The sequence below is a fragment of the Micromonospora sp. WMMA1363 genome (genome assembly GCF_030345795.1).
Taxonomy (GTDB): domain Bacteria; phylum Actinomycetota; class Actinomycetes; order Mycobacteriales; family Micromonosporaceae; genus Micromonospora.
The window spans coordinates 4,206,660-4,220,436 of sequence record NZ_JAUALB010000001.1 but is presented as its reverse complement, the minus strand read 5'-3'; the positions used below and the strand labels follow the sequence as shown (position 1 = coordinate 4,220,436).

Below are 13,777 nucleotides of genomic sequence, written 5' to 3'. Positions count from 1 at the left end.
GGTGCGACGAAGACGATGAGTTATCTCTTCTAAGACAACAAAAACCAATCATCACCGTTGAACTTCCTGTGGATCGGACTGGCGGGCTGCCGACGGCAGCCGGCCAGCACCGGGACGGCACGGGGTCGGGCGCACAGCCGGAGCCCACGCGCCCTAAGGTGCGATGGGTACCCGCAGGATCCTGCGGGTCGGTAGGCAGCGGTCGGCATGAGAGAGTTGTCGCTGACGTCGACGCGGAGGCATTGATGAAGTTCCGAGTGGAGCGCGACGCGCTCGCCGAGGCCGTGGCCTGGACCGCGAAGAGCCTGCCCAACCGGCCCTCCGTGCCGGTACTCGCCGGCGTGATGTTGCGCGTCACCGACGGCGATCTGCAGGTCTCCGGCTTCGACTACGAAGTCTCCAGCCAGGTGACCGTCGAGGTGCAGGGCGACGCCGACGGCGCGGCGCTGGTCTCCGGTCGCCTCCTCGCCGAGATCACCAAGGCGTTGCCGGCCAAGCCGGTGGACATCGCAGCCGTCGGTGCCCACCTCGAAATCGTCTGCGGCAGCGCCCGGTTCACCCTGCCCACGATGCCGGTGGAGGACTACCCGACCCTCCCGGAGATGCCGGAGAGCGCCGGCACCGTGGACGCGTCCGCGTTCGCCGCCGCCGTCGCCCAGGTGGCCGTGGCAGCCGGCCGGGACGAGACGCTGCCGATGATGACCGGCGTCCGGATCGAGCTCTCCGGCCGCACTCTGGCGATGCTCGCCACCGACCGCTACCGGCTCGCCCTGCGTGAGATGGAGTGGGACCCGGACGACCCCGAGGTCAGCCTCAACGCGCTCGTGCCGGCCCGTACCCTGCACGACACCGCGAAGGCCCTCGGCCCGCTCGGCGGTCAGGTGACCATGGCCCTGTCGCAGGGGGCCGCCGGCGAGGGCATGATCGGCTTCGCTGGTGGCACCCGCCGTACCACCAGCCGTCTACTCGACGGCGCCAACTACCCACCCGTGCGGTCACTCTTCCCAGCCAGCCACAACGCACAGGCCCAGGTGCCGGTCAGCACGCTCATCGAGGTGGTGAAGCGGGTCGCCCTGGTGGCCGAGCGCACCACCCCGGTCCTGCTGAGCTTCAGCGCCGACGGGCTGGTCGTCGAGGCCGGCGGCACCGAGGAGGCGCGGGCCAGTGAGGCCATGGAAACCACCTTCACCGGTGATCCGCTGACCATCGGCTTCAACCCTCAGTACCTGATCGACGGCCTCGTGAACCTGGGGGCCCAGTTCGCCGTGCTCTCGTTCGTCGACGCCTTCAAGCCGGCGGTGATGTCGCCCGCCGGCGAGGATGGCGTGGTGCTCCCCGGGTACCGCTACCTCATCATGCCGATCCGGGTATCCCGCTGATCGGGCCCGAAGAGCACCACGACGCACGGAGGTACGGACAGATGCAGCTCGGCCTGGTAGGACTCGGCCGGATGGGCGGCAACATGCGCGAACGGTTGCGCGCCGCCGGGCACGTTGTGGTCGGTTTCGACCACAACGCGCAGCGCAGCGATGTCACGAACCTGGCGGAGCTGGCCGAGAACCTGGACGCCCCGCGCGCCGTCTGGGTCATGGTTCCCGCCGGCGTCACCGACACCACCATCGACGAACTGGCCGACGTCCTGGGCGCCGGCGACATCATCATCGACGGTGGCAACTCCCGCTTCAGCGACGACGCCCCCCGCGCCGAGCGCCTCAACAAGCGCGGTATCGGCTACGTCGACGTCGGCGTCTCCGGCGGCATCTGGGGTGGGCAGAACGGGTACGCCCTCATGGTCGGGGGTGCTCAGGAGCACGTCGAGCGGCTCATGCCGATTTTCGAGGCGCTCAAGCCGGAGGGCGAGTTCGGCTTCGTACACGCCGGGCCGGTCGGCGCCGGGCACTACGCCAAGATGGTGCACAACGGTATCGAGTACGGCCTCATGCACGCGTACGCCGAGGGTTACGAGCTGCTGGCCAAGTCCGAGCTGGTGACCAACGTGCCGGGAGTCTTCAAGTCCTGGCGCGAGGGCACGGTTGTCCGATCCTGGCTGCTCGACCTGCTCGACCGTGCCCTCGACGAGGATCCCGAGCTAGCCGAGCTGAGCGACTACACCGAGGACACCGGCGAGGGCCGGTGGACGGTCGACGAGGCGGTCCGGCTCGCCGTTCCGATGAACGTGATCGCCGCCGCGCTCTTCGCCCGGTTCGCCTCCCGCCAGGACGACTCCCCCGCGATGAAGGCCGTCGCCGCGCTGCGCCAGCAGTTCGGCGGGCACGCCGTCCGCAAGCGCTGACGCCCGTCCACAGCCTGTGTACGTCCGCCGGCTCGAACTGGTCGACTTCCGCTCGTACGAGCGGGTCGGCGTCGACCTCGAACCTGGGGCGAACGTGCTGATCGGTCCCAACGGGGTCGGTAAGACCAACCTCGTCGAGGCGCTGGGCTACGTGGCGACGCTGGACTCGCACCGAGTGGCCACGGATGCCCCGCTGGTCAGGATGGGCGCCGCCGCCGCGGTGATCCGCTGCGCCGTCGTACACGAGGGCCGTGAGTTGCTGGTCGAGCTGGAGATCGTCCCCGGCAAGGCCAATCGGGCCCGGCTCGGTCGGTCCCCGGCCCGGCGCGCGCGGGACGTGCTGGGCGCCCTGCGACTGGTGCTCTTCGCCCCGGAGGATCTGGAACTCGTCCGGGGTGACCCGGCCGAGCGTCGCCGCTACCTCGACGACCTCCTGGTGCTCCGCCAACCCCGGTACGCCGGGGTACGCGCCGACTACGACCGCGTGGTCAAGCAACGCAACGCCCTGCTGCGCACCGCGTACCTGGCCCGCAAGACCGGCGGCTCCCGCGGCGGAGACCTGTCCACCCTGGCCGTCTGGGATACCCACCTCGCGCAGCACGGGGCCGATCTGCTTGCCGGCCGGCTCGAACTGGTCGCCGCGCTCGCGCCGCACGTCACCAAGGCGTACGACGCGGTGGCCGCCGGCCGGGGCGCGGCGGGCATCGCGTACCGGCCGTCGGTGGACCTGACCGAGCCGATCACCGACCGGGTCGCCCTCGCGGCGGCGCTGGCCAACGCGCTTGCCGAAGGGCGGGCTGCCGAGATCGAGCGGGGGACGACCCTGGTCGGCCCGCACCGCGACGACCTCGCGCTGACCCTGGGCCCGCTGCCCGCCAAGGGGTACGCCAGCCACGGCGAGTCCTGGTCGTACGCCCTGGCGCTGCGGCTGGCCGGGTACGACCTGTTGCGTTCCGACGGCATTGAGCCGGTGCTCGTACTCGACGACGTCTTCGCCGAGTTGGACGCCGGCCGGCGGGATCGGCTCGCCGACCTGGTCGGCGGTGCCAGCCAGCTGCTGGTCACCTGCGCGGTGGACGACGACGTGCCCGCGCGGCTGCGGGGTGCCCGGTTTGCCGTCGGCGACGGGACGGTCCGCCGTGTCGGATGATCCGCAGCGTCCCGGCACTCCCGGCCAGGCGGTGACGCGTGCGGCGTCGCCCGGGGCCGACGGTGCGGGTATCCCCTCGGGGGATGGCGGCCGCCCGGATCGGCGGCCGGCACCCGGTTTGGACCCCGGCCCGTCGACCACCGACGCCAGCCCAGGCGCCGACCCGCCGCCCGGGGTGGTCGGGCCGCAGCTCGCGCGGGCCGTACTGGAGGCGGCGAAGGCGCGGCGGGAGACGGCGGCGAGGACCCGGCGGCGCAGCGCCGTCGGTGGGGACGGCGGGGGCGAGCGGAGGCTGCGCGGCTACTCGGGGCCTGGGCCGGATCCGCGTGACCCACAGCCGCTCGGTGCTGTCCTGGACCGGCTGGTCAAGGCTCGGGGCTGGCAGCAGCCGGCGGCCGAGGCAACCGTGTTCGGCGCCTGGGAGCGGGTGGTGGGCCCGGAGGTGGCCCAGCACAGCCGCCCGACGAAGCTGGAGGATGGTGAGTTGACCGTGGAGGCCCGCTCCACCGCGTGGGCCACCCAGCTCCGCCTGCTCGCCGGTTCCCTGCTTCAGCAGATCGCCCGTGAGGTCGGTCATAACGTGGTGCGCAAGCTGCACATCCACGGGCCGGCCGCGCCGTCGTGGTCGCGCGGCCCCCGGCGGGTCCGGGGGCGTGGCCCCCGCGACACCTACGGCTGAGCGGCCCGGCGGGGTGCGGCCGACTCGGCGTAGACGGCGAAGCCCCGGTCGGCGCAGCGCCGGTAGAAGGCGGCGAGCACGCTCAACTCGGCGCAGGTGAAGGTCCACTGCGGCGGATCGCCGTTCTCGTCGCACAGCCGGTCCAGCCGGCTGTGCAGCCAGCGCAGCTGCTGCTCGGCGAGGCGCCCGTCGCCCAGCAGCGAGCGCAGCACCTCGCTGACCGACTCGAACGTGACCGCCTCACCGACCGGCCGGTGCCGCGCCACGAACTTCTCCACCCCGTCCGCGATCCACGAGCAGCCGTCCGGGTCGATTACCGGATCCTCGTCCTCGGCCGAGTTCTCCGTGGCGTAGAGCACATTCTCCAGCCCGAGAATCAGGTCGACCAGCTCCGTGTATGCGGTCGCCCGTACCGTGCCGGTCTTCGCGACGAGTTCGGCGAGTGCGGCGGTCGGGGCGGAGATTCGCGGCGTGTCGACGATTTCGCCGAAGTCGACGAACTCGGCCGGCGCGACCGGGTCGTAGAAGCGGCCGGTCCGCGGCCAGTGCACCGCGACGTTGTCCAGCCCCATCTGGCGTCACCTCTCAAGCCGTGTCCGTTCGATTGGGTCGATCGTCCGGTTCCCGTCCCCAAAGATCAAGCCGCTGTCCGTCGCGGTGTGGAACACGCCGGTGCGGGACCGCCGACGGCCGGGCGCGGGCCGCCGATGGGGCCCACACGCGTGGGGGGAGTCGCGGGAGGCGCCTCTCGGCCCGCTACGGAGGTCTGAGGCGCCCCGCAGGGGTGCCGAGTGGTGGTTCTGTCGCCTGCGCACAGTAGGATTGGCGTAGAGACGAAGACCCGGTGCGGAGCGACGAGACACGGGCCCGGTGCGGGCCCGCGATCATCGTCCATGTCGGGTCGAGCCGATCGCGATCCGCGGGCAACCGCGGCGACCGGCGCGTTCGACCCGTAGCCCGGAGGACTCCCCGGTATCGGTCCGCGCGCCGACGTCGCGTCCTGTCCGCCGAACCCCGCGCCCGGCGCGCCGTTCTGGCGCGGCGGCGCGAGAAAGTGGCCGAGGGTGGCAGCGCAGGACAAGCAGGAGTACGGCGCCGAGTCGATCACCGTCCTCGAAGGGCTGGAGGCGGTCCGGAAGCGTCCCGGTATGTACATCGGGTCCACTGGTGAACGGGGCCTGCACCACCTGGTGTGGGAGGTCGTCGACAATGCTGTGGACGAGGCGCTGGCCGGGTACTGCGACACCATCCACGTGGTGCTGCTCGCCGACGGCGGGGTCCGGGTCACCGACAACGGCCGTGGCTTCCCGGTCGACCTCCATCCGAAGCTCAAGAAGCCGGGTGTCGAGGTGGCCCTGACCGTGCTGCACGCAGGCGGCAAGTTCGACGGCAAAGCGTACGCGGTCTCCGGCGGGCTGCACGGCGTCGGCGTGTCCGTGGTGAACGCCCTTTCCACCCGGATGGCAGTGGAGATCCACAAGGACGGCTTCGTCTGGCGGCAGCGGTACGACCGCTCCAAGCCGACCCCGCTGGAGAAGGGCGAGCCGACCGACCGTACCGGCTCGGCGGTCTCCTTCTGGCCCGACCCGGACGTGTTCGAGACCGTCGACTTCGACTTCCAGACCATCTACCGGCGCCTCCAGGAGATGGCCTTCCTCACCCGTGGCCTCACCATCCACCTGCTCGACGAGCGGGTTCCGGAGGGGGTTGAAGGCAAGGTCCGCGAGGTGACCTTCCACTACGAGGGCGGCATCGCCGACTTCGTCCGGCACCTCAACGCCTCGAAGAACCCGATCCACAAGACGGTGGTCGAGTTCGGTGCCGAGGAGGAGGGCATGTCGGTCGAGATCGCCATGCAGTGGAACGAATCGTACGGCGAGTCGGTCTACACTTTCGCCAACAACATCAACACGCACGAGGGCGGCACTCACGAGGAGGGCTTCCGGGCGGCGCTGACCAGCGTCGTCAACCGGTATGGCCAGGACAAGAAGCTGCTCAAGGGCGACGAGAAGCTGTCCGGCGAGGACATCCGTGAGGGTCTGGCCGCGATCATCTCGGTCAAGCTGACCAACCCGCAGTTCGAGGGCCAGACCAAGACCAAACTCGGCAACACGCCGGTGAAGAGCTTCGTCCAGCGCGTGTGCAACGAGTGGCTGGTCGACTGGCTGGACCGCAACCCGGCCGAGGCGAAGATCATCATCACCAAGGCATCCCAGGCGGCCCGCGCTCGGATCGCCGCGCAGCAGGCGCGCAAGCTGGCCCGACGCAAGTCGTTGCTGGAGTCCGGCTCGATGCCCGGCAAGCTGGCTGACTGCCAGTCCACCGATCCTCGGGAGTCCGAGGTCTTCATCGTGGAGGGCGACTCGGCCGGCGGCTCGGCCAAGCAGGGGCGTGACCCGCGTACCCAGGCGATCCTGCCGATCCGCGGCAAGATACTCAACGTGGAGAAGGCCCGCATCGACCGGGTCCTGAAGAACAACGAGGTCCAGGCGCTGATCACCGCGCTCGGCACCGGCATCCACGACGACTTCGACATCGAGAAGCTGCGCTACCACAAGATCGTCCTGATGGCCGACGCCGACGTCGACGGCCAGCACATCCAGACCCTGCTGCTCACCCTGCTGTTCCGTTTCATGCGGCCGCTGGTCGAGCTGGGCCACGTCTACCTGGCCGCGCCGCCGCTCTACAAGATCAAGTGGAACAGGAAGGGTGACGACGCACAGTACGCGTACTCCGACCGGGAGCGGGACGGGCTGATTGCCCTGCGTCAGCAGAAGAAGCCCAACGCCAGGCCCGACGACATCCAGCGGTTCAAGGGTCTCGGCGAGATGAACTATCCCGAGCTGTGGGAGACCACGATGAACCCGGCCACCCGCACCCTCCGCCAGGTGACGCTCGACGACGCCGCAACTGCCGACGAGTTGTTCAGCGTCCTGATGGGCGAGGACGTCGAGGCGCGCCGTTCGTTCATCCAACGCAACGCCAAGGACGTGCGGTTCCTGGACATCTGACCCCGCTTCGTCCCGGCCCGCCACGGCCGGCCCCGGGCCGCATGGATCCACAGAGTTATCCACAGCCCGGTCGGTTTCCACAGGTGTTATCCACAGCACGAAAACGACTTCAAGTCTGATAAGGGTTGACAAGTGACGGATACCCCCGAGCCCACCCCGAACGAGCCCGAGGCCCCAGATACTCTCGGCGCAGTCGTCGCGCGCGACCGCGTCGAGCCGGTCGGGCTCGAAGTGGAGATGCAGCGCTCCTACCTCGACTACGCCATGAGCGTCATCGTCGGGCGGGCGCTGCCGGACGTCCGGGACGGGCTCAAGCCGGTCCACCGCAAGATCCTCTACGCGATGTTCGACTCGGGGTACCGGCCGGATCGCGGGTACGTGAAGTGCTCCCGAGTGGTCGGCGACGTGATGGGTCAGTTCCACCCGCACGGCGACACGGCGATCTACGACGCGCTGGTCCGGATGGCGCAGCCCTGGTCGCTGCGCTACCCGCTGGTCGACGGCAACGGCAACTTCGGCTCGCCCGGAAACGACCCGGCCGCCGCGATGCGTTACACCGAGTGCAAGCTCGACCCGCTGGCCATGGAGATGCTGCGGGACATCGACGAGGACACCGTCGACCTCCAGGACAACTACGACGGCCGGGCCAAGGAGCCCACCATCCTGCCGTCCCGCATTCCGAACCTGCTGGTCAACGGATCCGAGGGCATCGCGGTCGGCATGGCGACCAAGATCCCACCGCACAACCTGCGGGAGATCGGCGCAGCCGTCCAGTGGTGCCTGGAGCACCCGGACGAGGACGAGGCCACCACACTCGAGGCGTTGCTGGGGATCGTCAAGGGTCCCGACTTCCCGACGCACGGCCTGATCGTCGGCACGGCCGGCATCCAGGACGCCTACCGGACGGGCCGCGGTTCGATCCGGATGCGCGCCGTGGTGGAGGTCGAGGAGGACAAGCGGGGCCGGCCGGCGCTGGTGGTCAGCGAGCTGCCGTACCAGGTCAACCCGGACAACCTCGCCGAGCGGATCGCCGAGCTGATCAAAGAGGGCAAGCTCGGCGGCATCGCCGACATCCGGGACGAGTCCTCCGGGCGTACCGGTATGCGGATCGTGCTGGTGCTCAAGCGCGACGCGGTCGCCAAGGTGGTGCTGAACAACCTCTACAAGCACACCCAGCTCCAGGAAACCTTCGGTGCCAACATGCTGGCGCTGGTCGACGGGGTGCCGCGCACGCTCAACCTGGCCCAGTTCCTCCGCTACTACGTCGAGCACCAGGTCGAGGTGATCCGTCGGCGGACCGCGTTCCGGTTACGCAAGGCCGAGGAGCGGGCGCACATCCTGCGCGGCTTGGCCAAGGCGCTGGATGCCCTCGACGAGGTGATCGCCCTGATCCGGCGCTCGCCCACCGTGGAGGACGCCCGGCAGGGCCTGATCCGGCTGCTGGACATCGACGAGATCCAGGCGACAGCGATCCTGGACATGCAGCTTCGCCGGCTCGCTGCCCTCGAACGGCAGCGGATCCTCGACGACCTGGTCAAGCTGGAGCTGGAGATCGCCGACCTCAAGGACATTCTCGCCAAGCCGGAGCGGCAGCGGAGGATCGTCTCGGAGGAACTGGGCGAGATCGTCGCGAAGTGGGGCGACGATCGGCGCACGCAGATCATCCCGTTCGACGGCGAGGTCTCGATGGAAGACCTGATCGCCCGCGAGGACGTGGTGGTCACGATCACCCGGACCGGGTATGCGAAACGCACCAAGGCCGACGCCTACCGCTCGCAGCGGCGGGGCGGCAAGGGTGTCAGCGGTGCGTCGCTCCGGCAGGACGACATCGTCAGCCACTTCTTCGTGTGCTCGACGCACGACTGGATCCTGTTCTTCACCAACAAGGGGCGGGTCTACCGGGCCAAGGCGTACGAGCTGCCGGAAGCCAGTAGGGTTGCCAAGGGCCAGCACGTGGCCAACCTGCTCGCCTTCCAACCGGACGAGCAGATCGCACAGATCATCGAGATTCCGCACTACCAGGTAGCGCCCTACCTGGTACTGGCCACGAAGAACGGCCTGGTGAAGAAGACGAGGCTTGAGGAGTTCGACTCCAACCGGTCCGGCGGCATCATCGCAATCAACCTGCGCGACGAGGACGAGCTGGTAGGTGCCGCCCTGGTCGCCCCGGAGCAGGATCTGCTGCTGGTCTCCAAGAACGCGCAGGCGATCCGCTTCAACGCCTCGGACGAGGCGCTGCGGCCGATGGGTCGGGCGACCTCGGGTGTGATCGGGATGCGGTTCAGCGAGGAGGACGTGCTGCTGGCCATGGAGGTCGTCCGGGACGGTCTGGACGTGCTGGTGGCCACGAACGGTGGATATGCGAAACGCACCCCGATCGAGGAATACCCGGTGCAGGGCCGGGGAGGTAAGGGCGTGCTGACTGCGAAGATCACCGAGCGGCGCGGTGGTCTGGTCGGCGCTGTCGTGATCGACCCGGACGACGAGCTGTTTGCCATCACCAGCAATGGTGGTGTCATCCGGACTCCGGTGAAGCCTGTACGCCGTACCCGTGACCGGAACACAATGGGGGTTAAGCTGATGGACCTCCCGGACGGCGTGACTATCGTGGCGATTGCTCGCAATGCCGACGAGCCTGACGAACAGGACTAGTTGAATGACGGAGACACAGGCGAAGTCGGGGAACACGGGGACCTCGGCCAACCCGGTCGACGAGGCGGCCGCGAAGAGTGGAGCGCCAGCGACCGGCCGCGCGGCCGTGGGCCGGGCGACCGTCCCCGCCGACGCGCCTGCCCCGAAGTTCACCAGGGCTCCCGGGATGGTGCCGCCGCCGGACAAACCCGCCGAGGAACCGGCCACCACGGACAAGCCGGAGAAGGCCACCGACACGACCAGGGTTGACGCCCCGAGCACGGGCGGCACCGCCACGTCGACTGCGGCGCGTCCGGCGACGACCCAGCCCATCCCCGTCGGAGCCGGATGGGCCGCGTCGGCCGGTAACACGGGTACCCAGCCGCAGGTGAGCGGGACCGGCACCCAGTCACAGCCGGGTGGCCGGCCGCAGGGCGGCGGCCTTCCGCCGGGCATCGGCGGAGCGGCGGCCGTCGGGGCCGCACGAGTGGGCGAGGCGGTACGCGCCGCGCGTACCACGGTCAGCTCGGCGGCGTCGCGCGGGCCGCGCCGCGCCCGGCTGAACCTCAAGCGGATCGACCCTTGGTCGGTGATGAAGTTCGCCTTCGCGGTGTCGGTGGTGCTCTTCATCGTCGTGGTGGTGGCGACCTCGGTGCTGTACCTGGCGCTGGACGCGATGGGTGTGTTCAACAGTGTGAACGAGAGCCTGCGGGACCTGGTCAGTGCCGGCGGCGGGCAGAGCGCCGGCGGCTTCCAGGTCACCGCCCGTGGCGTGATCCTGAGTTCGGCGTTGATCGGACTGGTCAACGTGGTGCTGTTCACCGCGCTGGCCACGCTGGGGGCGTTCGTCTACAACGTGTGCGCCGATCTGGTCGGCGGCATCGAGCTGACGCTCGCCGAGCGCGACTGAGTCGACCGGAACGCCGGGGTGCCAGCAGAGTGCGGCACCCCGGCGTTCCGGTCCGAGCACCCTCACATGATCCACTCGATCTCGGACGTAGCGTAGGCCGCGTACGTGCGGCGGCGCGACGACCCCGTGCTCCAGGTCGGTCAGCACTGGGGTCTCGCGAACTCCCGGGAGCCGTGCGGCCGCGCGCTCGGGAAAGTCAGTGGGCGGGGTGGCTGAGGCTCGGGTAGGTTTCAGGTGCGGCGGGCCCCCGATTTGGGGGCGGCCGGGCGGATGGGTTAACCTTGCTCGTCGCCGCGGGGGGCTATAGCTCAGTCGGTTAGAGCGCAGAGCTGATAACTCTGAGGTCGCTGGTTCGATTCCAGCTAGCCCCACCAGGGATCGTCCGACGGCACTGTCGAGCGTGAGGGGTCGTCCCAATGTTCAAGAAGCTGCTGATCCTGGCCGGTGTCATTGGTGTGGCAGCCGTGGTGGCCAAGAAGGTGAAGGCCTCCAACGACGAGCGCGCTCTGTGGCACGAGGCAACGACCGCGCCCGACCTGCGCTGACCGCGCTACCACCTGCCAGCACCAGGCGGCTCAGTCCGCCCCCGGGGCCCTAGCTCAACTGGCAGAGCACTGCCTTTGCAAGGCAGGGGTTAGGGGTTCAAGTCCCCTGGGCTCCACCACGTGACGCGTTGTGCGAACCGCTTCCGGTTCGTTGGCTTCCGGGGCGGCCTCGGACGTGGCGCCGCCCGTGGGGGCGGTGTCGGGTCCGGGGATCTTGAACACGGGGATGATCCCACCGGAGATCATCGACAGCCCGCACTTCATCAACGCCGGCCGGGTAAAGCTAGAGGGCCTACGCGAGTACGTGTTGGACTCCGATACGCCGCTCGCCGCCGGTACTCACCTGCTCAGCTTGACACCCGGCCCCCGGCGGCGCGAGTGCCCCGGCACCCGATCACCGCCGGGGCCTTGTTCCACCGTGCCGCGTCCGGGCTGCCTTGCGACTTCCCGGCGGGACTCACCCGATGATCTCGGTGGGGTTGTTGAGCCACACCTGTTGCCCGGCGGCGGTGAGCGTGACGCCGATCTGCGGGCGGCCGGGCTTGCCGTGCGCGGTCCACCGGCTGTGGAGGTCCTCCACCTCGGTCCACAGCCGGCGGGGTCCGCCCTGTTCGACGGTGCGGGTGGGGGTGTGGTGGTAGGCCCAGGAGCCGTCGGGGTGGACGAGCCATTGCACCGGGCCGTCGGGGCGGTCGATGTCGAGTCGGGCCACGTCGGGGAGCATCAGCGCCACCAGCGCGGTCCACGCCTCCCCGTCGTCCGAGAGGGGGCCGGGTAGGTGGGTTTCGTGGGTGTCGCCGGTGGCCTGCGACGCGGTGCGTACGAGCGCCGAGGTCTGCGGGGTGGGGCAGGAACGCAGCGGCATGAACGAGCCGTAGTCGTCGAGCGGGTGCCCGCTGCCCGCGCCAGTCTCGTCCACGGTCAGCCGCAGCAGCAGCCCGCCGCCGATCTCGCGGTGCAGGTTGGTCAGGATCACCCCGCCGGGGCGGGTCTGCCCGAGCCAACTGCGCGGCACCGCCGGCACGGCACACGTAGCAATGACCCGGTCATAGGGGGCGTTGCCGGGGTAGCCGGCCGCGCCGTCGGTGGCGGCCACCGTAGGGGCGTATCCGACGGCGGTCAACGCAGTGCGCGCCCGCTCGACCAACCCGGCGTCGATGTCGACGGTGGTGACCAGCGGCGAGCCGAGCCGGTGGGCGAGGAGCGCGGCGTTGTACCCGGTGCCGGTGCCGATTTCCAACACCCGGTGCCCGTCGGCCACGTCCAGCGCGTGCAGCATGATCGCCATAAGGGCAGGTTGGGTGCTGGAACAGGTCGGCACGCCGTCGATCGGGCCGTCGCGGCGGGACGCTTCCCATCGGGCGTCGTCGCCGTCGAGTTGGGTGGGGAGCACGCTGTTGGAGTAGATCAGCTCCAACGCCCCGGGGGCGCCCGCGGCGACCGCCTCGTACCGGCTGCGGTCGGGGGTCTGGCGGAAGAAGCGGGACAGGAAGGCGTGGCGGGGCACGGTGGTGAACGCCGGCCGCCACTCCTCGGTGAGCCAGCCGTGGCCGGTCAGCTCGTCCACGAGGCGGTTGCGTAGTTGTTCGGCGGTAGCGGTCATGTCGTCTCCTTGGTCAGAGCGTCGGCTATCGCGGCGGCGATGGGTAGGCCGGTGGCGTCTTGCAGCCACGCCCATTGCCCGTTGGGGTTGATCTCCAGGAAGATCCATTCGTCGTGTGGGGTGACGATGAAGTCCAGCGCGCCGAAGCGCAGCCGCAGCCGGGCCAGCAGCCGCGACACGGCCGCGCGGATCGCCTCGGGCACGGTCACCACCGAGTACGACAGGGCGTCGTAATCGGTGCGCCAGTCCAGCCCCGTCGCCTGCGAGGCGCCGTCGATGCGTACGGCGAACCACGCATCATCAACGACCGTCAGCCGCACCTCGTACGCCTTGTCCACCTGCTGTTGGAACAGGTGCGCGGTGCCGGCAACGGTGTGGTCGATCTCCTCGGCGCACACCCGGTTGGTGTAGATCAGTTTCGCCGTGCCGGCCTCGGCGATCACACCGGAGCCGAGCGGCTTGACGACCGCGCCGCCGTGCTCGCGCACGAACCGCTCCGCCGCCGCCGGCTCGTTCGTGATCAACGTCGGGGGCGCGGACAGTCCGACCGTGCCGGCAGCGGCGAGCTGGACCGGCTTGTACTCGGCACGGGCGATGTCGTGCGGGTGGTTGAGCCACAATGGATGCGCCGCGAGCACCCCGCCGAGGCCCATGCGCGCCTCACGGGTGGCCCAGCGGCGTTCTTCGTCGGTCAGGTGCGCCGGCAGCTCGAACGCGGTCGGGCGTCGGTAGTAGGCGCACCCTAAGTCGTGCAGCGCGGCACGGCGGCCGGGTAGGCGGAGGCTGCCGCGCCAGCCTCCGCCCGACTGCGCGACGAGCGTCAACGTCCGCGGGAAGTCGCCGGGGTCGCACCGGAATATCGGCACGTCCCGTGCTGCCAGTTCCGCGACCACGTAGTCGGCGGTCACGTCGTACGGCTGGGTCAGCACAAGCACCGTGCGCTCGTCGCCCACCG

At 69.9% G+C, this 13,777-nt stretch carries 11 protein-coding genes and 2 tRNA genes; 10 read left to right on the top strand and 3 right to left on the bottom strand.

All coding sequences use genetic code 11. The features are described 5' to 3' along the window. The first annotated feature begins 245 nt into the window (after positions 1-245). From dnaN to QTQ03_RS19650, 4 genes are all read left to right on the top strand, one after another. Positions 246-1,379 carry a DNA polymerase III subunit beta gene (dnaN, locus tag QTQ03_RS19665; protein WP_289279324.1) on the top strand — a complete coding sequence of 378 codons (1,134 nt, stop codon included), beginning with the start codon at positions 246-248 and terminating at the stop codon, positions 1,377-1,379. 41 nt (positions 1,380-1,420) lie between these two features. Then, positions 1,421-2,293, top strand: coding sequence for a phosphogluconate dehydrogenase (NAD(+)-dependent, decarboxylating) (gene gnd, locus QTQ03_RS19660; protein WP_289279323.1), 873 nt, complete (start codon positions 1,421-1,423; stop codon positions 2,291-2,293). 16 nt (positions 2,294-2,309) lie between these two features. Then, positions 2,310-3,443 (top strand): DNA replication/repair protein RecF, encoded by a 1,134-nt coding sequence (recF, locus tag QTQ03_RS19655; RefSeq protein ID WP_289279322.1) that lies wholly within the window; start codon positions 2,310-2,312, stop codon positions 3,441-3,443. A gap of 70 nt (positions 3,444-3,513) precedes the next feature. Continuing rightward, positions 3,514-4,122 (top strand): DciA family protein, encoded by a 609-nt coding sequence (locus QTQ03_RS19650; protein ID WP_502889875.1) that lies wholly within the window; start codon positions 3,514-3,516, stop codon positions 4,120-4,122. On the opposite strand, the gene QTQ03_RS19645 is transcribed toward QTQ03_RS19650, so the two are convergent. Beyond that, positions 4,113-4,694 carry a hypothetical protein gene (locus QTQ03_RS19645; protein ID WP_289279321.1) on the bottom strand — a complete coding sequence of 194 codons (582 nt, stop codon included), beginning with the start codon at positions 4,692-4,694 and terminating at the stop codon, positions 4,113-4,115. The genes QTQ03_RS19650 and QTQ03_RS19645 overlap by 10 nt on opposite strands. Positions 4,695-5,186: 492 nt before the next feature. Here QTQ03_RS19645 and gyrB point away from each other — a divergent pair, with 492 nt between their 5' ends. The 6 genes from gyrB to QTQ03_RS19615 all read left to right on the top strand — a co-directional run bounded on the left by gyrB (position 5,187) and on the right by QTQ03_RS19615 (position 11,338). Next, a complete protein-coding gene (gene gyrB / locus QTQ03_RS19640; protein ID WP_289279320.1) occupies positions 5,187-7,133 on the top strand; it encodes a DNA topoisomerase (ATP-hydrolyzing) subunit B in 1,947 nt (648 codons plus the stop codon). A gap of 132 nt (positions 7,134-7,265) precedes the next feature. After that, positions 7,266-9,785 carry a DNA gyrase subunit A gene (gene gyrA, locus QTQ03_RS19635; RefSeq protein ID WP_289279319.1) on the top strand — a complete coding sequence of 840 codons (2,520 nt, stop codon included), beginning with the start codon at positions 7,266-7,268 and terminating at the stop codon, positions 9,783-9,785. A gap of 4 nt (positions 9,786-9,789) precedes the next feature. Next, a complete protein-coding gene (locus tag QTQ03_RS19630) occupies positions 9,790-10,674 on the top strand; it encodes a DUF3566 domain-containing protein (RefSeq protein ID WP_289279318.1) in 885 nt (294 codons plus the stop codon). Positions 10,675-10,971: 297 nt separating this feature from the next. Then, positions 10,972-11,048 (top strand) — tRNA-Ile (locus tag QTQ03_RS19625). Between the two features lie 42 nt (positions 11,049-11,090). Continuing rightward, a complete protein-coding gene (locus tag QTQ03_RS19620) occupies positions 11,091-11,219 on the top strand; it encodes a DLW-39 family protein (RefSeq protein ID WP_289279317.1) in 129 nt (42 codons plus the stop codon). A 43-nt stretch (positions 11,220-11,262) separates the two neighbouring features. Continuing rightward, a tRNA-Ala gene (locus tag QTQ03_RS19615) sits at positions 11,263-11,338 on the top strand. A gap of 338 nt (positions 11,339-11,676) precedes the next feature. Here QTQ03_RS19615 and tgmC read toward each other — a convergent pair. Both tgmC and tgmB read right to left on the bottom strand, forming a co-directional pair. Then, positions 11,677-12,822, bottom strand: a complete 1,146-nt coding sequence (gene tgmC / locus QTQ03_RS19610) for an ATP-grasp peptide maturase system methyltransferase (RefSeq protein ID WP_289279316.1) — start codon at positions 12,820-12,822, stop codon at positions 11,677-11,679. Beyond that, the gene (tgmB, locus tag QTQ03_RS19605) at positions 12,819-13,775 is read right to left on the bottom strand and encodes an ATP-grasp ribosomal peptide maturase (protein ID WP_289277663.1); all 957 of its coding nucleotides are present in this window, start codon (positions 13,773-13,775) and stop codon (positions 12,819-12,821) included. The genes tgmC and tgmB overlap by 4 nt, the downstream gene beginning before the upstream one ends. Between the last annotated feature and the right edge of the window lie 2 nt (positions 13,776-13,777).